The sequence below is a fragment of the Texcoconibacillus texcoconensis genome (assembly GCF_014202575.1).
In the GTDB taxonomy this organism is placed as follows: domain Bacteria; phylum Bacillota; class Bacilli; order Bacillales; family Salisediminibacteriaceae; genus Texcoconibacillus; species Texcoconibacillus texcoconensis.
The window spans coordinates 339,883-363,188 of sequence record NZ_JACHHB010000002.1 but is presented as its reverse complement, the minus strand read 5'-3'; the positions used below and the strand labels follow the sequence as shown (position 1 = coordinate 363,188).

Here is a 23,306-nt window from a genome sequence, read left to right as displayed (position 1 = left end):
AAAAGTTGGAGGATCAAATGATACGGCGTATTGAACAAAACTTAGCAGAAATAACAGGTTTTATGATTTTAGTTTCCGTATTTTATCTTGTGGTTGTCAATGAACGTTGGACGATAAAAATGATATTATTGCCAGATTCTCTGTTAGCCTTTAATACGATTTTTCTTAGTATATTAATTGAGGCTATTCCCTTTGTTTTGATTGGTGTTTTTATAGCGGGTATTATACAAGTTTTTGTTACAGAAGAGCATATTAAAAAGCTAATTCCTAAAAATAGAATTATGGCTGTAGGGATGAGTTGTATGTTGGGAGCGTTATTTCCAGCATGTGAATGTGGCATCGTTCCTATTGTAAGAAGACTCGTATACAAGGGAGTTCCTATATTTGCAGGGGTAGGATTTCTGTTGACTGGCCCTCTTATTAACCCTATCGTTATTGCGTCCACCTATATGGCTTTCGGTCAGGATTTAAGAATAGCATTATTGAGAATGGGAGTTGGACTACTAATTGCGCTTGTTATTTCCGCGATCATTAGTTATCTCTTTAAGGAAAATCAATTGAAAAAATCAACTAGTACGCTTGAATTGGATCAATCTACATACCGTTTTCCCCTTTCATTAAGAATAAAAGCCATGTTTATCCATTCTGTAGATGAGTTTTTCGATGTGGCTAAGTATCTAATAATCGGGGCCATGTTAGCTGCATTTGTTCAAACATATGTATCAACAAATTACTTAGTAGGGTTAGGGGACGGGATTATATTTTCTACAGCAATGATGATGGGGCTTGCTTATCTTTTATCCCTTTGCTCGGAAGCTGATGCCTTTATCGGCGCTTCCTTTCGTCATGTGTTTCCTGAGACTTCTTTATTAGGGTTTCTTATTTATGGTCCTATGCTTGATTTGAAAAATACAATGATGATGCTGTCTGTGTTTAAGCTTCGTTTTGTATTAGTTTTAATGATTATTATCACATTAAGTGTCTTTGGTGTACTGATGTTTGTTCACCCTTGGATATAAGGAGGTATGACGTTGTATTTTCATGCTCAGGAAGCAATTAAAGCAATCATTTTATTAATGTTTTCCGGGTTTATTTTTATGCTCCATCATACAGGAGAGATTATTAAATTTATTAATCTTGAATATACAGGATTTAGCCAGGTTGCCTCAGTTATTTTCTTAATTCTATTTTTTATTCAAGTTCCTAGGATCTTTATCTCAAGAGAGCAAGCAGAGGATCATAATTACTGTATGATTTTAGGGTGTAATCATGAAATGGATAAAGCAAGAAAGGTGCCCTTGAAAAGTGTTGTAGTATACGCAATTATTATTCTTCCACTAGTAACAGGTATGTTTCTACCATATAAAGATCTAGGTGCAGCAGAGGCTGTTAAGAGGGGAATATGTTATACGCCAAACGAGCAGGATTTAAGTCATTCTGATGAATTAGTTAAACCTAATAAAGATCTTCAAGAAATGTTGGAAAGTCCTGATCTTATTTTGGATCATGTGAATTTCTCGACATATGTGAGCAATATTCTTACGTATCCAGAGTTTTTAAAGGGGAAATCTATAGAATTAGAGGGATTTATTTTAGCGGCTGATTCAAACTCACATGATCATCCAATTTTGGGAAGGCTTTTAGTTACGCACTGCGTTGCTGACGCTCATGTCATAGGGTTGCTGTTATCCAGCGATGATAACAGACTGGGAAATGTTAATGATTGGGTGAAAGTTAACGGAGAAATCAATATTATGGAAGATGATGGTCAATCATTGCCGGTTATTGAAGTGAAAGAATGGAAAGAAACGAATCAGCCGGAAGCGCCATATATTTATCCATGAAGTTATATATAGAAAAAAGGTCGTTGTTTTGAAAGTTTTAACTAGGATTTGTACCACCTAAAGAATTAACCACTGTTCTTTACGTTTGTAATGTAATGTAGACGTACCACGATTGACTGCTCGTTAAACAAGCAACGATAAGTTATATTTGCATTTATTTATGGCTTAATATACACTTCAAAACGTAATGATTACGATTTGTTGACTGGAGGTAGAATAGATCTTGTTTGAATGGATAATTATAGGTGGGGGCATACATGGGTGTACGATTGCCAATTATTTAATTAAAAGTGGTAAAACAAAAAGCGATAACTTGAGAATAGTAGATCCAAATCCAGAGCCTTTATTTGAATGGAAGCGTAAAACTGAATTAATTGGAATGGAATTTCTACGATCCCCATCTGTCCACCATATTGATATAGATCCATTTTCTTTGAAAAAATATGCTAAATATCGTGATAAGAAAAGTTTTTATGGCCCATATGATAGACCTTCCTTACACTTATTTAAAGAACATTGTAACAATACGATAAACGAGGTAGATTTACACAATTCTTGGGTTCAAGGGAAAGTGAATAATGTAACAAAAGAAACGAAGAGTTGGAGGGTACAAACGACAAACGACAAAGAAATTTATGGTGAAAATATTGTTATTGCTATTAGTATGAATCATCAACTTCATTTACCTGATTGGGTAGAGTCATTAAATACCGAAACGGAACAAGAACAAATTTACCATGTTTTTGATGAAAGATTGACAGACATAAACAAACTTTCACCGCCTGTAACGGTTGTAGGCGGGGGAATAACGGCTGCACACACAACCATTAAATTGTCGAGTTTATACCCTGGTCAAGTTACATTACTTAAAAGGCATCCGTTTCGAATTAATTCATTCGATAGTGATCCAGGATGGTTAGGACCAAAATATATGTCATCTTTTCAAAAAGTAAAGGATTTTGACAAACGTCGCCAATTAATAAATCAAGCAAGAAATAAAGGGTCTTTACCTCGAGAACTATATCGTAAGTTAATACGATTAGAGAAAAACAAACTTATCTCTATTATAGATAGAGAAGTTGTATCAGGAAACGTAATAAATGGTGAAGGAGTAAAATTAGATTTAAAAGGTGGTAATATTCTTTTTACTCAATCAGTTTTATTAGCTACTGGGTTTATTGCATCATTACCGAAAGAAAAATGGCTGACTAAACTTATAGATGAAAAAGGTCTACAATGTGCAAAATGTGGATACCCAATTGTAAAACCGTCTTTAGAGTGGTGTAATCATTTATATGTTTCAGGGCCATTAAGTGAATTAGAAATAGGACCAGTTGCGAGAAATATATCAGGTGCAAGGAAAGTTGCTGAGCGAATAGTATCAAATTTAAATTAAAAAGGACGATGGTTGAAATAAATCTGAAACAACGGCGAGAATTGAAGGTTGGATCGGTCTTAAAAACGAATAAAAGGTAACGGACCAAGCCAAAGTAGGTGAAAGTAGTTGAAGCAGGAGCCCAATTGAGGAGTCCTGCTTCATGTTATTCTATTTATAGAGTGGAGAACAGATCGTGAGTTTTAATTCGAATGTGTCTGTTACACTTATTTGCTTGCGACTTGAGTTTTTGTAAGGTCTTGCGCCTTAAGGTCGAAGCGGTCTGCATTCATTACCTTGACCCATACATTGATGAAGTCACGCACAAACTTTTCTTTGTTATCATCTTGCGCATACACTTCTGAAAGGGCACGTAGAACGGAGTTTGAACCAAACACTAAGTCAACTCTTGTTGCTGTGCGGACGACTTCACCAGTTTTGCGATCACGACCAACATAGTAACCTTCGTCTTCAACAGGCTTCCATTCAATACCCATGTCAAGTAAGTTTACAAAGAAGTCGTTTGTGAGTGTGCCTACTTGCTCGGTGAATACACCGTGTTGTGTGCCGCCATGGTTTGTACCCAGAGCACGCATACCGCCAATAAGTGCAGTCATTTCTGGCGCAGTAAGGTTTAAGAGCTGTGCCTTGTCAATGAGGAGCTCTTCTGAACTTACAGCATACTGCTTCTTCTGATAGTTACGGAACCCATCAGAGACAGGCTCTAATACTTCAAAGTTTTCAACATCTGTTTGCTCTTGTGTTGCATCGCCACGTCCTGGAGCAAATGGAACAGTAACATTGAAGCCTGCATCTTGTGCAGCTTTTTCTACTGCGGCACTACCACCTAATACGATTAAGTCAGCAAGGCTGATGTCTTGTTCTAGATTACTTTGAATGTTTTCTAATACATTTAGTACTTTTTCAAGTTGTTCCGGCTCGTTCGCTTCCCAATCTTTCTGTGGAGCTAGACGGATGCGGGCACCATTTGCACCACCACGATGGTCTGATCCGCGGTAAGTACTTGCAGAATCCCAAGCCGTTGAAACGAGCTCGCTTATAGTAAGTCCTGAGTTTAGGATCTTTTCTTTAATCTCTGCAATTTCTGCTTCTGTTAAATCATAATTGCCAGCTGGTACTGGGTCTTGCCAAATAAACTCTTCTTCTGGAACCTCTGGACCTAGATATCTTGCTTTTGGACCCATGTCACGGTGTAATAATTTGAACCATGCACGAGCAAAGACATCAGCGAATTCATCTGGGTTCTCATGGAAACGGCGTGAAATCTTCTCGTATGCTGGATCATGACGTAAAGCGAGGTCCGAAGTCATCATCATCGTTTCTACACGTTTTGATGGATCTTCTGCATCTGGAGCGAGATCCTCCTCTTTAGGGTCTACAGCAAGCCACTGCCACGCACCTGCAGGACTCTTTGTGAGCCACCATTCATATCCAAACAACAGGTCAAAGTATCCGTTATCCCACTGTGTCGGATTAGCGGTCCATGCACCTTCAATACCGCTCGTGATTGTGTCACGACCTTTACCACTACCGTATGAACTTTGCCAGCCTAAGCCTTGTTGTTCAATAGGAGCAGCCTCAGGATCTGGTCCAACATGAGATGCATCACCAGCACCGTGTGACTTACCGAAAGTATGGCCGCCCGCTATGAGTGCCACGGTTTCTTCATCGTTCATGCCCATACGTGCAAAGGTTTCGCGAATGTCGTGAGCACTCTTAAGTGGATCTGGTTTACCATCTGGACCTTCTGGGTTCACATAGATGAGTCCCATTTGAACAGCAGCAAGTGGATTCTCGAGCTCACGGTCACCGGAGTAACGATTGTCACCAAGCCATTCTGTTTCCGTTCCCCAATAGATGTCTTCCTCTGGATGCCAAATGTCTGGACGTCCTGCGCCAAAGCCAATTGTTGGACCGCCCATGTCTTCAATCGCAACATTACCTGCCATAACGAGTAAGTCTGCCCAGGAGATTTTGTTACCGTACTTTTGCTTAATAGGCCATAGGAGCCGTCGAGCTTTATCCAAGCTAGCGTTGTCCGGCCAGCTGTTAAGGGGCGCAAAACGTTGGTTACCAGTATTGCCACCTCCACGACCATCGCCTACACGGTATGTACCTGCAGCGTGCCAAGACATACGAATAAAGAATGGACCATAATGTCCATAGTCAGCAGGCCACCAATCTTGACTATCTGTCATAAGGTCACGAAGGTCTTGCTTAAGCGCATCGTAGTCTAGCTTTTGAAATTCTTCAGCATAATCAAAGTCTTCTTCCATAGGATTAGATTTCGTGTCATGCTGACGTAAAATATTCAGATTTAATGCGTTTGGCCACCAGTCTTGATTATTCGTGCCACTGGATTTGTTACTCGTCGCCCCACCATGAAACGGGCATCCTTCGATGTTACCATTATGTTTAGTGTCCATATTTGTTCTCCCCTTCCGTAAAATGAAGTATCAATGAGATATGTTGATTATGACTCTAGCTGTGAGGCTTTAAAAACTAAAAGCCATCATTATTAATGAAGTGTAAATAAGTAGATCTAGAGATTATCTGATTATTACTTACCCGTTCGAAGGAGGAAAGAAACTTTAATCGTTAAATCGATTTTCCACTAGATCTCGTATAGCCTACAGTGAGATTTCTGAAAAGACGGGATCGCCAATGTCATCATCTCCTAGAGGGTAGTTACAACAAATCGGTGATAACGATTATCATTATCGCTTTGTAATTAATATAATAAAAGGTCTTAGCAAGGAAGTCAACAGTTCTTCATGAACGTGTATAAAGAGGTGAAGGAAAACATCAATCTTGTAAAAGATCTCCATTTTATGTTGACATAATTTTTTCGTAAGTGGCTGTGCTTCATGTGAAAAATTATCGAAAATTAATGATTTGAGCAAAAGTAAGTTAAGCAGTGTTTTTTTAGGGGTTTTAGTTGTGGTTGTGATGAAAAAAGTATGGATTTTCATTGTTATAGTACTTGGTGTAACAATTTTTCAACTCACCTTATATCTGATTAGCTAACTTAATATTTAGGGCTTACAAACATTTTATTTAGAACTTCGCTTGATTATGTCTGTTGCAATACGTGAACCTAAGCGTTTATCTATAATGAAGAAATTAGGCGTGAAAGCGCCAGGAAGTTTTGATTCATTGCCTGTTTACATTCAAGGGCGTTTTCCTGAAGGGATGAGAAAGGATACAAAAAGGGTTGTATTTTCAGGATCTGCGTTCGGTAAAAGTAGACGTAAAGATCGTATTGTGAATCAACAAGTTCATTACATTCAATTTTTGCAAGATCAAGGTTATGAAGTCGTTTTCTTAACAGGTGCAAAAAGTAATCCGGCAAAAGATGATGAGGAGTTTATTGACTTATTAAGGGAGCAGTTACCGAACCTCCCAGTGGTAGAAGCTAAGTCTCTTGATGAATGGTTAACGGTCATTGGCCGAGCAGGGTTACTTGTCTCTGCACGTTTTCATCATACGATTGCAGCGGCTTGTTTGGGAACGCCATTTATTACTTTAAATAGTAATACGCCAAAAATTAATGGCATTATGGAAATGTTTCAGGAGCACAAACCAATCAAGTATGATGTCCCCGACCTTGAAGGTCAATAAAAAGAAAGAACCATGGAAGTATTGAATGAGGAGATGATGAGTGAAGTTTCCGTAAGAAAAGGTTAAATGAACTTTGTCAGTTAGCGATGAAGAACTTTGAACGATTAGGTAGGAAAGATCGTGTTTAAAAACGTTGTTATGAAAATTCAGCCGTACATAGCATGTTTAGCTAGTGTACGGCTTTTTATGCTAAGACGGGTCATTCACTATCTTCAGGATAAATATAATATTTCGTTCCAAATGTTTTAGGCATATCTTGTTTAATCGCTCGTTTAAAAGACACCCCTAGCATAATCATGATAAAAATAAGTGGAAATCCACCAACAATACTGGCTGTTTGTAAAGTTTCTAGTCCGCCGAGATACATTAAAATCAAAGATGGAGCGGCCAGAATAATTGCCCAAAACATCCGGTTCCAACGAAGCGGTTCATCGCCAACTTCTTTTTGCGTTACAGAGGCGAGAATGTACGAACCTGAGTCAAATGTTGTTGCTAGGAACACAAGTGCAAGAATGACAAAGATCGTCACGAATATTGGACTAGCAGGTAGTTGATCGATCGTTCCAATGATGGCGGCTTCGGGGCTGACATTGTTCATCGTATCAATCACAGAATATTGTCCGCTAAGTTCTAAATATAAGCCGAAGTTCCCGAGAATACCGAAGAACAATAAACAACCTACCGTACCGTAAACAAGGGTGCCGACAACCATTTCACGAAGAGTTCTTCCTTTAGAAATCCGGGCAACAAAAAGGCCGACAAATGGTGCATACACGAGCCACCAAGCCCAATAGAAAATCGTCCAATCTTCTACGAATCCTGTTTGCTCAAATGGACCTAAATCACTAAAAGGCTCGGTCCACATGCTCATTCGAAAGAAGTTATCAATTAACAAACCGATACTGTTCAGCATTGTGCGACTTAAAAACATCGTAGGTCCGACAATAAATACAAATGCCAATAAGACAACCGAGAGTACTAAGTTGACATTACTTAATATTTTAATCCCTTTCTTAAGGCCTGTATAAGAACTGATCGCAAAAATGACTGTAGCGATCACGACGACGATTGTATATAAAACCATACCTGGTTCAATTCCTGTGAAATGGCTGACACCTTGTCCAATTAACGGTGTAGCAAGGGCCATTGTTGTGCCAGCTCCACCAAGCAAGCCGAACATAAATAAGATATCAACAATCGTTCCTACAGGTCCGTCTGAATATTTTTTTAAGACCGGTCTACATGCTTCACTAACTTTGAGAACAGGTCTTTTTCTTACATAGAAAAAATAAGAAATTGGTAAGGCTGGCAAGCAGTATATGGCCCAAGCGATGGGACCCCAATGGAAAATACCGTATGTAACAGTCCATTCAATGGCTTCTGTTGAACCTGGCTCGGCATTAAAGGGAGGCCATTGGTAGTAATATGCCCATTCAATCGTCCCCCAATAAAGGACGCTAGACCCAATGCCTGCAGCGAAAAGCATCGCTGCCCACGTGATGGTATTAAATTCTGGCTTCGCTCCTCTATTTCCAAGAACGATTCGTCCATATTGACTAAAAGCGATTGTAACTAAGAAGATAAATAGACCAATACCAGCTAGTAAGTAAAGGACACCGAAGTTATATGTAATGAACTCGTTTGCAGCAGACACAGCCAACTCACCAAATTCGGGTACGATAATAAGAGGAAGTGAAACGGCTAACAAGATAATTAGAGCGCCAATAAATGTAGGCCAATCAATGAAATTTTTGTTATTCATAAACAACCTCCTTGGGTATGGTTCTTTTTATTTAAATGGATATTAGTCGTACGTTTATCTTGCGTAGACTGTATTATGTATGATGAGAGAATTATCTATTCAAAATGTAGATAATGAAATGAGGTTGTTGGAAACGTAAAAATGAGTAGGCTTGCTGAGGAAAGTTTACATAAATCATTAATTTCTAACATTCAAAATGATGTTTAGTTATTATTCGTTTTTGGAAAATACATAGTGTGATTGCTTTTGTATATATTAATAATGAAATGAGGTGTTTTTATGACAAATGTGAATCGTGGAGACAAAGGAAATGAAATTATTGTTGAAGAAAATCCCGTTTCCAGGTTTTTATTTTCTAATACAAGATCGGCATGGATTTGGTTGATTTTACGCCTTTACCTTGGGTATTCGTGGTTAGAAGCTGGATGGGGAAAAGTTGGTGCTGAGGGTTGGACAGGTGAAAATGCAGGCGCAGCGATCGAGGGCTATATGGGTGGAGCTTTAGCAAGGGCGGCCGAAGGAGATGTAGCCACTTGGTATGCATGGTTCCTTGAACAGGTAGTCATTCCAAATGCAACGCCTTTTGCTTATATGGTTGCATGGGGAGAAGTACTAGTAGGTCTAGGCTTAATTGTTGGTTTTCTAACTGGTATTGCTGCATTCTTCGGAGCTTTAATGAATATGTCGTTTTTGCTTGCGGGGACGGTTAGTACTAACCCTGTTATGCTTATGATCGCAATCTTTCTTATATTAGCTTGGAAAGTTGCAGGGTGGTATGGTGTTGATAGATGGGCACTTCCATACTTAGGAACACCATGGAAACGAAAACAAAAGGAATAATGGTAAAAGACGTTGGTTCAGTAATGATGAACCAGCGTCTTTTACATTCTACTAGGACTAAGTTTAGCGTGAGCTTTGCGTCAACTCCTTTCTCCTAGTATTATAATTAATAGAAAGACTAGTTTTAAATTTCAGATAAATAAATTGCTGAGGAAGGGTGTAAATATGGGAACCAACGAAAAAGATTTGCGAATCCGCAGTAAAGTGATCAGTGAAAGTGCAAACCGTGCCCCAAACCGAGCGATGCTTCGTGCAGTCGGCTTTGAAGATGAGGATTTCAAAAAGCCGATGATTGGTGTGGCAAGTACGTGGAGTGAAGTGACACCGTGTAATATACATATAGACCAACTGGCTCGTGAAGCCAAAACAGGTGCCTCAGAAAATGGTGGCGCACCAATGATTTTTAATACGATCACTGTTGCCGACGGAATCGCAATGGGCCATGAAGGGATGAATTATTCCTTGCCGAGCCGTGAAGTCATTGCTGATTCAATCGAAACCGTAGTCGGTGCTGAACGCTTAGATGGTTATGTAGCCATCGGTGGCTGTGATAAAACGACCCCAGGGTGTCTAATGACAATAGGAAGAATGAACCTACCTTCTGTTTACATATATGGTGGAACGATACAACCAGGTAAATTAGACGGTCAGGACATTGACATCGTTTCTTCGTTTGAAGCTGTAGGAAAACATCAGCAAGGAGAAATGAATGATGAGGGTCTTCATAAAGTAGAATGTAACGCTTGTCCTGGTCCTGGTGCTTGCGGTGGTATGTATACAGCCAACACGATGGCGGCTGCTGTAGAAGCGCTAGGGATGAGTATTCCTGGCTCGTCATCTACGCCAGCGATTTATGATTACAAAGAGGAAGAATGTCGTCAGGCTGGGGCGATGGTTTTGGAATTATTGAAAAAAGACATCTATCCTCGTGATATTATGACGAAGGAAGCTTTTGAAAATGCAATCACAGTCGTGATGGCATTAGGAGGTTCCACAAATGCGTTTTTACACCTATTAGCCATTGCCCAAAGTGCAGAAGTTGATTTATCTTATGATGACTTCGAAAGAGTTCGTCAGAATGTTCCACATATTGCAGACTTAAAGCCGAGTGGAAAATATGTGATGCAAGACCTTTATGAGGTTGGTGGGGTACCGGCAGTCATGAAAACATTGCTTGAAGAAGGCCTACTTCACGGTGATTGCCTTACTGTAACGGGCAAAACCCTTGCTGAAAATCTAGCAGAAGCACCTGATTTAAAAGAAGGACAAGAGATTATAAAGCCATTAAGTGAACCGATCAAAGAAAGTGGTCCACTTGTCGTTCTTAAAGGAAATCTTGCTCCTGAGGGAGCGGTTGCGAAAATGTCCGGTCAAAAAATCAGTCGTTTTGAAGGGCCGGCGAAAGTTTATGATAGTGAAGCAGAAGCAACAACAGCAATCGAAGGTGGAGAAATCCAAGAAGGAGATGTTTTAGTCATTCGTAATGTTGGTCCAAAAGGTGGACCAGGAATGCCTGAAATGCTTTCGATCACAGCAATGATTGTTGGCCGTGGCTTAGGAGGAAAAGTGGCACTTATTACAGATGGTCGTTTTTCTGGCGGTTCGCACGGCTTTGTGATTGGTCACCTTGCTCCAGAAGCTGCCGCTGGTGGTCCGATTTCACTATTAAAAACAGGAGATAAGATCACAATCGATAGTGATACACAAGAAATTAACTTCGACGTATCCAGTGAAGAATTAGATAAACGAGCAGAAGAGCATCAGCCATTTGAACCTCGTTATAAAAAGGGGTCACTCGCAAAGTATGCCAAGCTCGTTTCGTCCAGTGCAAAAGGGGCAGTGACAGACGATTTATCATAAAAAGTAAGAGAAGGGGATGGTCACTTAGGTTCGAAAGGTGAGACCGTCCCTTTTTCGTTTTCACTACCAAAAAGTATATTAGTGTATTTCACATGTTCCCCGCCCGTTTTATAATTAGGTAGTGTTAGTCGGTCTCGTAGAATAGGAGGGTTTGTGATGCAGCTGTTCGAAATCATCACGTTCATTGTTCCGGTTATTTTCATGATAATCTTAGGATTCACGTTATTTTCGATGGTTCGAAGTCTTTTAGAATGGATTGAAAACAATAATAAAGCCGTTCAGACAGATAAAGCAAAGGTGACATCGAAGCGAGCAGATGTACAAAAGCGGCGAACAGGTAAAGTCGGCCAACAAAGAGTTGGCGGAGTAAATGTTGGAGGTGTCAACGTCGGAGGTGTAAGAACAAGGGGCGTACAATTAGGTCCAAACCATAAGACGAAATATTTCGTCACATTCGAATTTGAAAATGGTGACCGCCATGAATTTAAGGTCAAAGGAAATGAATACGGAATGCTTACTGAAGGCGACGTTGGTCACATTACATTTCAGGGAACTCGTTATAAAGGGTTTGAACGTGTGGGAACAGTTTAAGCGTAGGATCTTGGAGCATGCGCGCTTTATAGTTTAAAGCAATAAAAAATGTCCCTATCCATGTTGCACATGATGGGGACATTTTTCAGAAGTTTGTTAAACGGGTTAAACGTTTTCGAAATCATGTTATATGATCGACTTATTTTTAGGCTTTCCAACTACCTACAATTAAAACCTCAAACTCTCTGGAAACGTTGTTAAGTCGATGTTAAACACTAATGGTAAGAGCAACATAACAAACGATACCAGGGCGATAATAGCAAATACATTCATCCAAAAACCTGCTTTGACCATGTCGGACATCCGTAAATAACCAGATCCGAAAACAACCGCGTTCGGTGGCGTCGCGACAGGAAGCATGAAGGCACATGAAGCTGCAACCGCTGCAGGGACCATCATCGCAAATGGGTGTACGTCAATTGCGTAAGCTAGTGAAGCCATGATCGGCATGAGCATTGTTGCAGATGCTGTATTGGATGTAATTTCAGTTAAGAAGACGACAAGTAAGGAAACGGCAATAACGATTACGATGAATTCAATGCCAACAAGGACTGCAAGTTGTTCCCCGATCCAAATATCGAGACCGGTCTCTTGGAAAGAACCTGCAATGGCAAGTCCACCACCAAACAAGATTAATATGCCCCAAGGTACATTTTTTGCGGTATCCCAATTCATTAATTTTACACCTTGATACTTAAAAGATGGAATTAGAAAGAGCAAGAATGCGCCAGTAATCGCAATTAATGTATCATCAATGTTCGGGTGTACATATTCCTGAAGAATGTGAGAGCGACTGACCCAGGCGAGGGCTGTAAGAGTAAAAATGGTCATGACCATTTTTTCATCTGGACTCATAGCTCCTAGTGCTTGTTGTTCTTCTCGAATAACCTTTTGTCCTCCAGGGAGTTCTTTTAATTGCATAGGAAAAGCAAAATTGACCAAGTAGAACCAGGATAAAAGTAATAATACTAAAGCTAATGGGACACCGAAAAGCATCCAATCAAGAAACGAAAGGTCAATCCCAAAAAGTTCGTTTAATTGACCAGCTAATATTGTGTTCGGGGGTGTCCCGATGATTGTCCCGAGTCCACCTATTGAAGCTGAGAATGCAATGGCAATCATTAAACCTTTCGCAAATTGCTCTTCTTGATGTTTTGCATTTGGCACAGAGTCTTCATCAATCAGATGTGATAATTGATAAATAATAGCGCTTCCGATTGGGACCATCATCATAGCTGTTGCTGTATTTGAAATCCACATGGAAAGGAATCCAGTTGCAACCATAAAACCAAGAAAAATCCGCTTCGTGCTTGTACCGATTGCATTGATAATAAATAAAGCGATTCGTTTGTGCAAATTCCACCGTTCGAGTGCGAGTGCAATGATGAACCCGCCAAGAAAGAGAAAAACGATATTGTCACCATAGTTTGGGGTAACTTCGCCAACTCCCATATTCGTAACGAGTGGAAATAGAATAACCGGTAAAAGAGAGGTAACTGGAATGGGGATGGCTTCGGTAATCCACCATGTAGCAATCCATGTCGTTCCGGCAAGAACCCCTCTGGCTTCAGGCGAGAGGCCTTCTACCTGAAAGAAAAACAATATAAAAACGAAAAGTAGAGGACCGAGAATTAAGCCAATCCATTGTTTACGAGAGAAGTCTTTTTTGTCAGGTGACGGTTGACGGTAAGTACCTGTCATTTTTCCTGACGCAGTTGCCATACGGTTGTTGTACTGATTTGGTGGCTGTCCCTCCCGTTTTGCAACAAAAAATGAGAATAAATCTTTGACGCGATGATGGCTTTCCCATGCTTTATTCCACCACTTTTTCATTATGGTTTCCAAAATGACCATCCCCTTCCCTTTTTAAAGTGTTATACTTTATACAAATTGTGACATAATATATTAAAGTTTTGAAAGTTTAATATAGTGAAATTAACTTTCAATTTCTTTAATTCCCTTTCAAATACTTCCACAAACTCCTTTTTAATAATATTTTTAAAAAATAGAAAAATGTGAAATGTTAGCGTTTTTTGTTGTGGGGGTAAAAGTGCTTACCTGTAATGATTAAGTTTTGTAATCGTTCGTTTCTGAAATTTCGATAACTGGACTTGGATGGATTCTCTTATAATGAAGGAGGTAAATATGATAGACGTTCGGAGGTTATTTAGGTGGAAAAAGGAAAATATATAAATGTAATTCCAGGGATATTTCTCTGTTTTGTCGTGATGATCGCGGCAATGTATATAGCTGATTGGTTAGGTGTGTGGGTGAACCAACTACAAGGTCTACCGAAAGAAAGTGGTAGTCCGATTTCCTCGATTTTTATTGCGATTGTGGTAGGGTTAATCATTCGTAATTTTTTGGGGTTGAAAGAGGCGTTTGTAGATGGTGTTCATTTTTCAGTAAAAGTGATTTTAAAAGCGGGAATTATTTTATTAGGTATTCGTCTCAGTTTTTTGGATGTAGTGACATTAGGTGCATGGGGCATACCAATTATTTTTATTTGTGTAACGACAGGCTTAATCGTCACATTATGGTTTACGACAAAAATGCAACAGTCTCATCGTCTCGGTACATTAACAGCTGTTGGAACAGGAATTTGTGGTGTGACAGCAATTGTCGGGACAGCACCAGGTATAAAAGCTAATGATGAAGAGGTTGCCTATGCGGTAGGGAATATCACGTTATTTGGTATTTTGGCAATGTTTATCTATCCTTATTTAGCAAACTTCCTTTTTGCTGGGGATCCTATTCGTGCCGGTTTATTTTTAGGTACGTCCATTCATGAAACGGCCCAAGTAGCCGGTGCTGCATTGATTTACGATCAATTATACCAAATTAATAAAGTTGTCGATGTGGCAACGATTACAAAACTAACAAGAAACACGCTTTTAATTGCCGTCGTCCCAGTTATGTCTTACTTTTATTTAAAAAATAAGCATGGTGGCGATGGTGAAAGTGTTCAAGCGAAGAAATGGTATCAACTCATCCCTTTATTTGTGGTTGGTTTTTTAATCATGGCCGGTGTACGCACAATAGGGGATTCTGGTATCGAAAGTAGAGAGAGAGCTCTTGGTCTTTTTTCTCCCGAGCAGTGGAACGCGCTCACCGAATCACTCAATACTTTAGGTTCGACATACTTTTTAGGCATTGCCATGGCCGCTGTGGGATTATCGACCAATCTTAGATTATTTAAAAACCAAGGTATCAAACCTTTTTATATTGGTATGATTGCGGCTCTCACTGTTACGGTAGTGAGTTTAGGCATGGTATATTTGCTAGGTGGTTTGATCGAATATTAGTATAGCTACAGTGTTGATTCCTGCCCATATTTGTGGGGCATTTACTAAACGGGGTTAATAGGAAAAGGGTGGGACTATGAATCAAGACCATTTAAAAACGTTCGTTACTGTAGCAAATAACAGAAGCTTTTCAGAGGCTGCAAGGATTCTGTTCTTGTCGCAACCAACGATTACCTCGCAAATTAAATCATTGGAAAGGTCGTTAAATGTTTCTTTACTAAATAGAACAAGCAAGTACGTTGAATTGACACCTGCCGGGAACATTTTGTACTCATACGCTAAAGACATTCTCGATTTAAGTCGCACATCATAATTATTTCCCTTCTGATCAGCGTACGGTGAAGCTAGACGAGCTAACCTCGCTTCCTATTGTGCTACGAGAACGGGGGTCCGGTACAAGAACCGTCACTCATCAGCACTTAGGTAAGCAAGATATTGATCCAGCGTCTTTGAACATTGTACAACTGAAAAATTCGCAAAATTGATCATGAATCAAAATTGGATGGATTAAGTAATTTTGAAAGTGTATATGTCAAATGGTAAGCAACCTCATCTCTCGTTGTATCAATTGGATTGAGTGTGATAAATGTATTACTATGGCCGAGTTTCATGTAACTTTATACTTGAGTTAGAGAATAAAAATTCGGACGGTTAGTTAAAAACCGCCCGAATTTTTATTTTACTTAATGTTAGAAACTGTTTTTTAACTTGTTTTTTTGATGGTTGCAGCAGCTTTGTAGTGGTTTTCAAAATAGTCATTCGTTTCATGCACAACAACCTTACTTAAAAGAACGAGCGCAATAAGGTTTGGAATCATCATTAATGCGTTAGCCATATCCGCAAATGCCCAAACTGTTGTTAGGTTTGCTAGAGCACCTATAGCACACGCAGAAATGTATATAAGTCTATAAGTAGTTTGTCCTTTTGTACCTACGAGATACTCAAAACATTTTGAACCATAAACGTACCATCCAATAATGGTGGAAAAGCCGAAGAAAATGACAGAGATGGATACGATATACTCTCCGATAGAGCCTAATGCTGAGCCAAATGCAGCACTAGTTAGTGCTCCTCCATCGAGGGTTGCGTCATGAGTTACACCAGAAATTTGACCACCCGATGGATCCCAAAATCCAGTGATGACAAGAACAAGACCAGTCATTGTACAAACGATGATTGTAACGATGAAGGTACCAGTCATCGCAACAAGAGCTTGTTTAACAGGGTGATCTGTTTTTGCATTTCCTGCGATCAAAGCTGCAGTACCTAAACCTGATTCGTTGGTGAAAACACCGCGTGCCACACCGTTTCGTATGACTTCGGAAACGACGATTCCAACAAAGCCACCTGTAGCAGCAACTGGGTTAAATGCATAATAGAAAATCATTTCAAAAGCAGGGATAATCTGATCATAATTAATAAAAAGAATAAGAAGAGAACCAAAAATGTAAAGCATAGCCATAAGAGGCACGAAAAAACTTGTTACTGTACTAATTCTTTGCAGCCCACCAAAAATAATAATACCAGCTAAGAGTGATAGAACAATAGCAGTTACAATATTAGGCGTACCAAAGGAAGTATCCATGACATCGGCTACGGTGTTAGATTGAACACTATTTCCAATCCCTAATGCAGCGAATGCTCCAAAAATGGCGAATGCTATTGCTAACCATTTGAAATTTTTCCCCAAACCCCGTTCAATGTAATACATTGGGCCACTTGAGTACTCACCTAGGTCGTTTTTCACTCGATACTTCATTGCTAAAAGTGCTTCGGCATATTTTGTAGCCATTCCCAATAGGCCAACGATCCACATCCAAAAGAGTGCTCCAGGACCTCCTAATGTAATAGCTGTTGCAACCCCTGCAACATTACCGTTACCTATCGTTCCAGCTAATGTTGTCATTAAGGCTTTAAAATTACTAACGTCCCCCTCATCGTTCGATTCAGCTTGTCCTTCTTTTGTAAATGCAAGTTTGAAAGCATAAATTAATCTTCTAAATTGAAGACCTTTCAACATGATCGTAAGAAGCACCCCGGTACCAAATAAAAGAAATAAACTAGGCCAACCCCAAAGTACTTTGTTGATGCTTTCCAATATTGGTAGTACGTCCATATTTCCTCCCCCTTTGAATTGTTAGCGCTTTCATGTTACTTTTAAATTGTAACATTTTTACGAACAAATACTTTTGTGAAATTACAAAAATGTGAACTTCTAGTTTTGTTGATTAGGCCAAATGTGCAGAAAATTAAGAAAAGTTAGTGCGTTATATTAAAATACTAATTTTGGAACATTGTTTTCACACGCTTTATAGGGGGAGTTTTGATGGGAGTAACGATGTTAAATGAGAACCCTTTCCGATCTTCGGCAAACAGTTTGGAAAGTTTAGTTGATGAGATGAACGAAATGCTTGGGTATCCTATCACGATAGAGGATGCGAACCATCGTTTGTTAGCTTATAGTTCTCATGATGATCAAACGGACCCGGCTAGAGTTGCGACGATTATGAGAAGAGGGGTACCAGAAAAAATTGTCAATTGTTTATGGAAAGAAGGAGTCATGTTAAAGATAAACCAAAGTGATCACCCGGTACATATATCAGGTATTCAAGAAATTGGTTTAGGTAGTCGTACAGTAATGGCAATTAGTACAAAAAAAGAAATACTAGGTTATATATGGATCCATGGAAACGGCGATCGACTTTCAGATGATGAGTTGGAACTTTTAAAAAAAGCATCTCATGTAGCAAAAAATCAATTATTATCATTAAACAGCCAAAAGAAACAGAGGGAGAAATGCCGAAAGGAAATGTTTTGGCAAATACTAACGGGTGCTTTGCAATCTCATGAAGATATTAAAAAGCATTTTGAATACGCCAATGTTTCGGTACCGTCATTTGTGTCAGTTGTAGTATTTCAGTTCGAAAAAGACATCACTTCAAGTATTGAGCGAGAAGCATCATACATGATTAAAACGTTAGAAGAGGTTAGCGGCGTTTTTTATGTTGTTGATGAAAGAAAACTCATTTTATTATGCAACATACCGACAAGTGAAAAGGCTGAGTCGCTACTTTCTAAGTTTATAGGTCAATTTATTGCACATATGAATGCTCGCATTAAAGAAGGAGAGGTAATTGGGGGATTCGGAAATATTTATAAAAGATATTGCCAGATTATATCGAGTTATCAAGAAGCATTAACAGTTTTACAATTAAAACATCAGTTTCCGGGAAAAATAAAAGACATTTGTGGATATAAACAACTAGGAATCTATCGGTATTTGAATCTTATTCACGAAAAAAATGAAGCAGATGGATACGAAAATGTTTCATTACAAAAGCTGCTAGAGTATGATCAAATTCAAAATACCGATTTAGTTGATACACTTGAGGCTTTTCTAAATAACGATTGTAATGTAAACGAAGCAGCTAAGGAAATTCATGTACACACAAACACAATGAATTATCGTCTTAAAAGAATTTCAGAAATAGGAGACATCAACTTGAGATGTATGAATGAAAAATTAACTTTGTTTCTCGATATAAAATCTAAGAAATTAAAACAAGAATGACTTTTGTAAAATTCCACAAATAGACTTACATCCTTTTTCTCTTTCAAACAAAGAAAAACTTTTATTTTATGGTTATACTTCAATTGTGAGCTTATAGAGACAAAGGAGGAGATTATTATGATGATCGGGGTACCTAAAGAAATTAAAAATAATGAAAATCGCGTTGCGCTTACACCAGCAGGGGTAGATGCTTTAGTACAGGCAGGACACAATGTATATGTTGAAACAACGGCTGGATTTGGAAGCGGTTTCTCGGATGAGGATTATATTCATGCAGGTGCAAAAATTGTTAATACACCAGCAGAAGCTTGGGCAAGTGAAATGGTCATGAAAGTGAAAGAACCTTTGTCTGAAGAGTACGATTACTTTAGAGAAGGACTCATTTTGTTTACATATTTACACTTAGCAGCAGAGCCAGAGTTAGCTAAAGCGCTAACTGAAAAAGGCGTTACGGCGATTGCTTATGAGACCATTGAATCGAATGGCACATTACCACTATTAACACCGATGAGTGAAGTGGCAGGTCGAATGTCAACACAAATGGGTGCTCAGTTTCTACAAAAGACAAATGGTGGAAAAGGGGTATTGTTAGCTGGAATTCCTGGTGTGCAACGAGGTAAAGTAACCGTTATTGGCGGTGGTGTTGTTGGTACGAATGCTGCCAAAATGGCTATGGGTCTTGGTGCGCAAGTGACAATGATCGACTTAAGTGCTCAGCGACTTCGTGAATTAGATGATATTTTTGGTGACAGAGTCCAAACGTTAATGTCCAATCCTTCAAATATTGCAGAAGCAGTTGCAGATTCTGATTTGGTAGTCGGCGCTGTTCTAATACCAGGAGCTAAAGCACCTAAGCTTGTTACCGATGAAATGATTCAAAATATGTCACCAGGGTCGGTCGTTGTAGATGTAGCAATTGACCAAGGTGGAATTTTTGAGACGGTTGATCATATTACCACACATGATAACCCAACTTACGAAAGACACGGTGTTGTTCACTACGCAGTAGCGAATATGCCAGGAGCTGTTCCGCGTACTTCAACGATTGGTCTAACAAATGTGACTGTTCCGTATGCATTACAAATCGCCAATAAGGGCGTAAAAAAGGCGGTTTCTGATAACCCAACACTTCAACCAGGTGTAAATACGCTTGCAGGGGCGGTTACTTATGAAGCTGTAGCCAAAGACTTAGGTTATGATTATGTTTCTGTAGATGAAGCGCTTGAAAAAGAACATCATTTAGTATAAAAACTCAAATGAGTATCCCCTCATCGATTCAAGCTTTGAGGGGATGTTTTTTTCTAATATTTGTTGAATTTGACGCTTTTTAAAAAGGTAGCGGGTTTCACTTTTTATTTGATAAGGGGAATCAGTATGAATACAATCAGTTACCGACACACATGGGCAGAGATCGATCTTGACGCCATTTACCATAATACACAAGTATTTAAAAAACATCTTTCGCACCAAACCAAGCTTATGACGGTTGTTAAAGCAGATGGGTACGGACATGGTGCCTATGAAGTCGCCCAAAGTGCTATTGAAGCAGGGGCCGATTACTTAGGTGTAGCATTTTTAGATGAGGCACTTGATTTAAGACAAAAAGGGATTCAAGGTCCCATCCTTGTGCTGGGTTATACACCACCTGAATCAGTTCAGGAAGCTGTGAAAAATGATATTGCGTTAACGGTTTGTTCAGAAGATGTGATTGATCGTATCATTGAAGTTACGGAACGTCATCAAAAGAGTGCGACTGTTCACTTAAAAATCGATACAGGAATGGGTAGATTAGGCGTTCGGTCGAGAGAAGATGCGCTACATCAATCTCAAAAACTGTCGTCATCTTCATTTATTTTTCTCGAAGGTGTATTTACGCACTTTGCTAATGCTGATACACAAGATCCAACTTTAACGAAAGAGCAGTTTCAAAAGTTTAATGTGATTGTAGATCATCTTTTAAATCATGGAATCCATATCTCCATCAAGCATTGTTGTAACAGTGCAGGAACGATAAATTATCCAGATATGCATCTAGACATGGTTCGTGTAGGCATTAGTCTATATGGTTTACAACCATCACATGAGGTAGATATTTCTTGCTTGGGCTTAAAGCAAGCAATGCACTTTAAAACGAAATTATCTGCTTTAAAAGAAGTTGAACCAGGTGAGGGAATTAGTTATGGCTATACTTTCCATACAGAAAAAACAACTTCGATTGGGACAATTCCTGTCGGATATGCAGATGGCTTTTCGCGATTATTATCTAATAAAGGAGATGTGTTAATTAGAGGAATACGTGTTCCAATCATTGGGAATATTTGCATGGATCAATCAATGATTGACTTAACTGGATTAGAAAACGTCCATATAGGTGAAGAAGTCACACTTTTTGGTAGGGATAATCAGGCGTTCCTATCAGTTGCGGAATTTGCTGGCTTCATGGGTAAAGTTAATTATGAAGTGGTTTGCCTTATTGGAAAAAGGGTGCCTCGAGTTTATATAAAGAATCAGGAAATAAGAGCTTATCGAAATTGTCTGGTAGAAACGTGCTAAATGAAAAAGAGAGGGGAGAGCTTTCGTGCTCTCCCCTAAAAACTACGTTATTCAAAATAAGGTGCTGCCCGTTCTAACATGACGCTCATCTGTGCACGTGTAATCGCGCCAGTAGGGTCAAATGTCGTTGGGCTGACACCCGGCTGTTGGAACGGGAATTTGTGGTGTAACAGCCATTATCGGGACAGCGCCTGGTATAAAAGCTAATGATGAAGAGGTTGCCTATGCAGTTGGAAATATAACGGTATTCGGTATATTAGCGATGTTTATGTACCCTTACTTAGCTATGTCGCTGTTTGCAGAGGATCCTGTTCGAGCAGGATTATTTTTGGTACACCTATACATGAAACGGCCCAAGTAGCCGGTGCTGTATTGATTTACGATCAATTATATCAAGCGAACCATGTTGTCGATGTAGCAACAATTACAAAATTAACGAGAAATACCCTCATGATCGCTGTCGTACCGATCGTGTCATACTATTATTTAAAGAGTAAGGGTGGAGAGGAACGCGTTCAAACGAAGAAATGGTATCAATTGATCCCTCTATTTGTCGTAGGTTTTCTTATCATGGCAGGGGTAAGAACAATTGGCGATTCAGGTATGGAAAACACACAAACAGCATTCGGGCTTTTTTCACCAGAACAATGGAAATTTGTCACGGAATCATTGAATACATTCGGTTCTACGTACTTATTAGGGATTGCTATGGCAGATGTAGGTTTGTCAACGAATCTGAAACTATTTAAAAACCATGGTTTAAAGCCGTTTTGTATTGGTATGATCGCGGCCGTGACCGTTACGTTGGTGAGTTTGGTTATGGTTTATTTACTTGGGGGGATGATTAAATATTAAGGCAGCTGCAAACTTGATTCCCTTTCAGCATTGTGCGACAGTAAATAAGACACTGTTTACAAGAAAAGGGTGGGACCATGAACCATGAACATTTAAAAACATTCGTTACTGTTGCAAATCACAAAAGCTTTTCAGAAGCTGCCCGAATTCTTTTCTTGTCACAACCAACGATCACTTCACAAATAAAGTCACTAGAAAGGTCATTGAATACTTCGCTATTCAATAGAACGAGTAAATACGTGGAGATGACCCCTGCAGCTAAAATATTATATTCATATGCACAAGAAATTCTCGACTTACAAGTTAAAGCGCAAAATGAAATAGATGAATTGTTAGAGGATTTACATGGAAAACTTATCGTCGCCAGCAGTTTAACGATTGGTGAGCATCTACTTCCTATGTTTTTATACGATTTTAAAAAGAAGTATCCAAAGGTAGACTTAAGCACAGATATTACCAATAGTCAGCATATTGTAGATATGGTGAAAAGTGATGAATTAGAGATTGGTTTAATTGAAGCAGCGTTAGATGATCCACTGTTACATGTAGTTCCATTCATGTCGGATGAGCTTGTTTTAGTTGCATACCGTGACTTTTTTTCGTCAGACCGACAAGAGGTTAAATTAACAGAATTACGTTCGCTTCCGATCGTCTTACGTGAGCGTGGGTCCGGTACGAGAACGGTTGCTCACCAACACTTAGGCGAACATGATGTTCATCCGGATTCATTGAATGTGGTTTTAGAATTAGGTAGTACAGAATCAGTGAAAACAGCTGTTGAGGCAGGGCTAGGTGTGTCCATTTTATCGAAGAGTGCTATTCGAAAGGAACTAGACGCTGGGTTATTCAAAACCTATCCGATTGAAAATGTCGAGTTAAAGCGATCTTTTTATGTAGTGTATAAAAAGAAAAAGACGTTGTCGTTAATTTCTCAAAAATTCACATCGTTAATATTGGAGAAGAATGATTGAATGATCCGCTAGTTTTAAGTGAGAAGTCTCTTCGCTTGTTTTCGATTTTCTCATGGATACGAGCAACTTTTTGCTTGTAGCTCTAACTTGAACCAATCACGTGCCTTCACAAGTTTTTAACTTGTTGAGGGCTTTTT

The 23,306-nt window shown here is 39.2% G+C and carries 17 protein-coding genes and 1 pseudogene; 14 read left to right on the top strand and 4 right to left on the bottom strand.

Annotated features, from left to right (window positions below; translation table 11 throughout):
• Positions 1-17: 17 nt before the first annotated feature.
• The 3 genes from HNQ41_RS03640 to HNQ41_RS03630 all read left to right on the top strand — a co-directional run bounded on the left by HNQ41_RS03640 (position 18) and on the right by HNQ41_RS03630 (position 3,240).
• Positions 18-1,019 (top strand): permease, encoded by a 1,002-nt coding sequence (locus HNQ41_RS03640; RefSeq protein ID WP_184663047.1) that lies wholly within the window; start codon positions 18-20, stop codon positions 1,017-1,019.
• A 12-nt stretch (positions 1,020-1,031) separates the two neighbouring features.
• The gene (locus HNQ41_RS03635) at positions 1,032-1,844 is read left to right on the top strand and encodes a TIGR03943 family putative permease subunit (RefSeq protein ID WP_184663046.1); all 813 of its coding nucleotides are present in this window, start codon (positions 1,032-1,034) and stop codon (positions 1,842-1,844) included.
• 223 nt (positions 1,845-2,067) lie between these two features.
• A complete protein-coding gene (locus HNQ41_RS03630) occupies positions 2,068-3,240 on the top strand; it encodes an FAD/NAD(P)-binding protein (RefSeq protein WP_221301834.1) in 1,173 nt (390 codons plus the stop codon).
• A 206-nt stretch (positions 3,241-3,446) separates the two neighbouring features.
• Here the strand turns inward: HNQ41_RS03630 and katG are convergent, their stop codons facing one another.
• On the bottom strand, positions 3,447-5,666 hold the full coding sequence (katG, locus tag HNQ41_RS03625; RefSeq protein ID WP_184663045.1) for a catalase/peroxidase HPI: 2,220 nt from the start codon (positions 5,664-5,666) through the stop codon (positions 3,447-3,449).
• A 688-nt stretch (positions 5,667-6,354) separates the two neighbouring features.
• Between katG and HNQ41_RS03620 the strand changes: the two genes are divergently transcribed.
• Entirely contained in the window at positions 6,355-6,861 is a 507-nt protein-coding gene (locus HNQ41_RS03620) for a polysaccharide pyruvyl transferase family protein (RefSeq protein ID WP_184663044.1), read from the top strand.
• Between the two features lie 199 nt (positions 6,862-7,060).
• Here HNQ41_RS03620 and HNQ41_RS03615 read toward each other — a convergent pair whose 3' ends face one another.
• Positions 7,061-8,623, bottom strand: a complete 1,563-nt coding sequence (locus tag HNQ41_RS03615) for a BCCT family transporter (protein WP_184663043.1) — start codon at positions 8,621-8,623, stop codon at positions 7,061-7,063.
• Between the two features lie 279 nt (positions 8,624-8,902).
• Here HNQ41_RS03615 and HNQ41_RS03610 point away from each other — a divergent pair, with 279 nt between their 5' ends.
• The 3 genes from HNQ41_RS03610 to HNQ41_RS03600 all read left to right on the top strand — a co-directional run bounded on the left by HNQ41_RS03610 (position 8,903) and on the right by HNQ41_RS03600 (position 11,914).
• Entirely contained in the window at positions 8,903-9,463 is a 561-nt protein-coding gene (locus tag HNQ41_RS03610; protein WP_184663042.1) for a DoxX family protein, read from the top strand.
• A 165-nt stretch (positions 9,464-9,628) separates the two neighbouring features.
• Positions 9,629-11,323, top strand: a complete 1,695-nt coding sequence (gene ilvD / locus HNQ41_RS03605) for a dihydroxy-acid dehydratase (protein WP_184663041.1) — start codon at positions 9,629-9,631, stop codon at positions 11,321-11,323.
• Positions 11,324-11,479: 156 nt separating this feature from the next.
• Entirely contained in the window at positions 11,480-11,914 is a 435-nt protein-coding gene (locus HNQ41_RS03600; protein WP_184663040.1) for a DUF2500 domain-containing protein, read from the top strand.
• 168 nt (positions 11,915-12,082) lie between these two features.
• On the opposite strand, the gene HNQ41_RS03595 is transcribed toward HNQ41_RS03600, so the two are convergent.
• Positions 12,083-13,759 carry an SLC13 family permease gene (locus tag HNQ41_RS03595; RefSeq protein WP_425506949.1) on the bottom strand — a complete coding sequence of 559 codons (1,677 nt, stop codon included), beginning with the start codon at positions 13,757-13,759 and terminating at the stop codon, positions 12,083-12,085.
• A gap of 326 nt (positions 13,760-14,085) precedes the next feature.
• Here HNQ41_RS03595 and HNQ41_RS03590 point away from each other — a divergent pair, with 326 nt between their 5' ends.
• Positions 14,086-15,219: a YeiH family protein gene (locus tag HNQ41_RS03590; RefSeq protein ID WP_343043317.1), complete on the top strand. Its 1,134-nt coding sequence runs from the start codon at positions 14,086-14,088 to the stop codon at positions 15,217-15,219.
• Between the two features lie 76 nt (positions 15,220-15,295).
• Positions 15,296-15,532, top strand: coding sequence for a LysR family transcriptional regulator (locus HNQ41_RS03585; protein WP_184663039.1), 237 nt, complete (start codon positions 15,296-15,298; stop codon positions 15,530-15,532).
• A gap of 390 nt (positions 15,533-15,922) precedes the next feature.
• On the opposite strand, the gene HNQ41_RS03580 is transcribed toward HNQ41_RS03585, so the two are convergent.
• Complete coding sequence (locus HNQ41_RS03580; RefSeq protein ID WP_184663038.1) at positions 15,923-17,335, bottom strand: alanine/glycine:cation symporter family protein; 1,413 nt, start codon at positions 17,333-17,335, stop codon at positions 15,923-15,925.
• 210 nt (positions 17,336-17,545) lie between these two features.
• On the opposite strand from HNQ41_RS03580, the gene HNQ41_RS03575 reads away from it, so the two are divergent.
• From HNQ41_RS03575 to HNQ41_RS03555, 5 genes and pseudogenes are all read left to right on the top strand, one after another.
• Complete coding sequence (locus tag HNQ41_RS03575) at positions 17,546-18,790, top strand: PucR family transcriptional regulator (protein ID WP_184663037.1); 1,245 nt, start codon at positions 17,546-17,548, stop codon at positions 18,788-18,790.
• 117 nt (positions 18,791-18,907) lie between these two features.
• On the top strand, positions 18,908-20,038 hold the full coding sequence (gene ald, locus HNQ41_RS03570; protein ID WP_184663036.1) for an alanine dehydrogenase: 1,131 nt from the start codon (positions 18,908-18,910) through the stop codon (positions 20,036-20,038).
• Between the two features lie 126 nt (positions 20,039-20,164).
• Positions 20,165-21,343 carry an alanine racemase gene (gene alr, locus HNQ41_RS03565; protein ID WP_184663035.1) on the top strand — a complete coding sequence of 393 codons (1,179 nt, stop codon included), beginning with the start codon at positions 20,165-20,167 and terminating at the stop codon, positions 21,341-21,343.
• 157 nt (positions 21,344-21,500) lie between these two features.
• Positions 21,501-22,198, top strand: a pseudogene (locus tag HNQ41_RS03560) (YeiH family protein).
• A gap of 77 nt (positions 22,199-22,275) precedes the next feature.
• The gene (locus HNQ41_RS03555) at positions 22,276-23,169 is read left to right on the top strand and encodes a selenium metabolism-associated LysR family transcriptional regulator (RefSeq protein ID WP_184663034.1); all 894 of its coding nucleotides are present in this window, start codon (positions 22,276-22,278) and stop codon (positions 23,167-23,169) included.
• Positions 23,170-23,306 lie beyond the last annotated feature (137 nt).

Coding starts and splice junctions, on each gene's coding strand:
- HNQ41_RS03640 (WP_184663047.1), top strand. CDS start 18: ATGATACGGCGTATTGAACAAAACTTAGCAGAAATAACAGGTTTTATG.
- katG (WP_184663045.1), bottom strand. CDS start 5,666: ATGGACACTAAACATAATGGTAACATCGAAGGATGCCCGTTTCATGGT.
- HNQ41_RS03620 (WP_184663044.1), top strand. CDS start 6,355: ATGAAGAAATTAGGCGTGAAAGCGCCAGGAAGTTTTGATTCATTGCCT.
- HNQ41_RS03615 (WP_184663043.1), bottom strand. CDS start 8,623: ATGAATAACAAAAATTTCATTGATTGGCCTACATTTATTGGCGCTCTA.
- HNQ41_RS03610 (WP_184663042.1), top strand. CDS start 8,903: ATGACAAATGTGAATCGTGGAGACAAAGGAAATGAAATTATTGTTGAA.
- ilvD (WP_184663041.1), top strand. CDS start 9,629: ATGGGAACCAACGAAAAAGATTTGCGAATCCGCAGTAAAGTGATCAGT.
- HNQ41_RS03600 (WP_184663040.1), top strand. CDS start 11,480: ATGCAGCTGTTCGAAATCATCACGTTCATTGTTCCGGTTATTTTCATG.
- HNQ41_RS03585 (WP_184663039.1), top strand. CDS start 15,296: ATGAATCAAGACCATTTAAAAACGTTCGTTACTGTAGCAAATAACAGA.
- HNQ41_RS03580 (WP_184663038.1), bottom strand. CDS start 17,335: ATGGACGTACTACCAATATTGGAAAGCATCAACAAAGTACTTTGGGGT.
- HNQ41_RS03575 (WP_184663037.1), top strand. CDS start 17,546: ATGGGAGTAACGATGTTAAATGAGAACCCTTTCCGATCTTCGGCAAAC.
- ald (WP_184663036.1), top strand. CDS start 18,908: ATGATGATCGGGGTACCTAAAGAAATTAAAAATAATGAAAATCGCGTT.
- alr (WP_184663035.1), top strand. CDS start 20,165: ATGAATACAATCAGTTACCGACACACATGGGCAGAGATCGATCTTGAC.
- HNQ41_RS03555 (WP_184663034.1), top strand. CDS start 22,276: ATGAACCATGAACATTTAAAAACATTCGTTACTGTTGCAAATCACAAA.